Below are 1,567 nucleotides of genomic sequence, written 5' to 3' on the forward strand. Positions count from 1 at the left end.
CTCGACGTCCTCGCGGCGGACGCCCGCTCGCGCCTCCTCGAGGAGCTGCACGCGGCGGAGGCTCGGGGCCAGGCGTCCGGCGAGCGGCTCACGCGCATCTTCGAGGCCTTCGAACGGGTTTGGGGTCCTGGGGTCTCCGCGGACCACGGCACGAGCGTGGCCGCCGCGGGCGCGTTCGAGGATCGCTACCACGGGATCGTCTCCGAGGGCCTGCCCGCGCAGGAAGCCGAGTTCCGGCGATTCTTCCAGCAGCGCACGCACGAATCGTTCAGCACGCTCCTTCACCTGCTCGACGAGGAGCGTCGGGCCATCTCGGCGCGGATCCTGCCGCTCAACGGGATCCTCGGCGAAGTCGGCTTCCACGAGGGCAGCTACCTCGAACTCGACATCAAGCAGACGGTTCCGGCGTCCGCGCGGCAGTTCAAGGAGGCGATCGTCTCGGCGCTCAAGGCGCGGCACGGCGTCGTGGACGCGAAGGACGACGGCGGCGCGGCACCGCGGTCCGCGTCGGGAGGCGAGGACGTGCTCGCCGCGCGCTACAAGACGCTCGAGACGCTCGTGAAGCGCCTCGGCTCGACGACGCCCGAGGACCGCCGCTGGCGGGCAGAAGTGCTCGACGTGCGCACGCACGTGTTCATCTCGTGCAAGGAGCACCGGGCCATTTCCGGGAGCGCCGGCGAGCTTCGGGACGAGGTCTTCGTCCACGCGGACACAGGCAGTATGTCCGGCGGCGAGCGGCAGCGCTTCACGGCGTTCATCATGGCCGCGGCCCTCAGCTACCAGCTGGGGATCGCCGAGCAGGGCTTCACGACCTACGGCACGGTCATGATGGACGAGGCGTTCGTGCTCGCGTCCGAGGAGTTCGCGGGGGCCGGGATCTCGGCGCTGCACGAGTTCGGCTTCCAGCTGCTCCTCGCGGCGCCGGAGAACGTGATCGACCTCTCGCGGCACCTCGGCTCGGTCACGGAGATCCTCCGCGACAAGCGCGCCAACCGCTCGGGCCTGCTCGAGGCGCCGGCGGTGGGAACCGGCGGCCGGGGGCCCGTCTCGCAGGCCAATCCGGTGGACATCGTGCTGCGGGCGCGGGTCTAAGGGGCGGGTCTCGGGCGCGGGTCGGGGGACGCGGAGTAGGCAAGCTCACACCGGACCCGGCTTGGAGGCCGCGCGCGGCCCGGGCTATCGTTTAACCGCAAGGCGCCACTTGTTAGCTGAGGCTCCTTCGCGGATACAGGCCAGCGACCCGGAACGTCGAGAGACGCCAAGGGTCAGGACAGATCGCTCCGGATTAAGGGGCGGTTCCGATTGGCTCCCTGTCTCGCAGGGTCACGACGCGAAGTGCCGAAGGTCTTACGAGGAGAGGTCTGCTGGGGTCCGCCGGGCCCTGCTTCTCGCGCCGGAGCCGAATCGCCCGAGGTCTCCGTCATGCTGTTCATCACCGCCTTCGTCCCCGCGCTCGTCGCGGGCCGCCGCCGCGCCGTGGTCCTCGCCGCTCCCGCCGTGCTGCTCGCCGTCGTGGTCGAAGCAGTACTGACGGCCATGGAGGAGAAGGGAAAGGTCGGAGCCGCCC

Annotated in this window: 1 protein-coding gene and 1 riboswitch; the gene reads left to right on the top strand. The window is 70.5% G+C overall.

Annotated features, from left to right (window positions below):
* Positions 1 to 1,092 (top strand): SbcC/MukB-like Walker B domain-containing protein (locus ACLN58_RS22000; protein WP_415857338.1); only part of this gene is annotated, 1,092 nt, incomplete at its 5' end.
* Positions 1,093 to 1,193: 101 nt separating this feature from the next.
* A riboswitch (M-box (ykoK) riboswitch) is annotated at positions 1,194 to 1,364 on the top strand.
* Positions 1,365 to 1,567: the final 203 nt, after the last annotated feature.

It is taken from the genome of Sinomonas sp. G460-2 (genome assembly GCF_047759905.1).
GTDB lineage: Bacteria > Actinomycetota > Actinomycetes > Actinomycetales > Micrococcaceae > Sinomonas.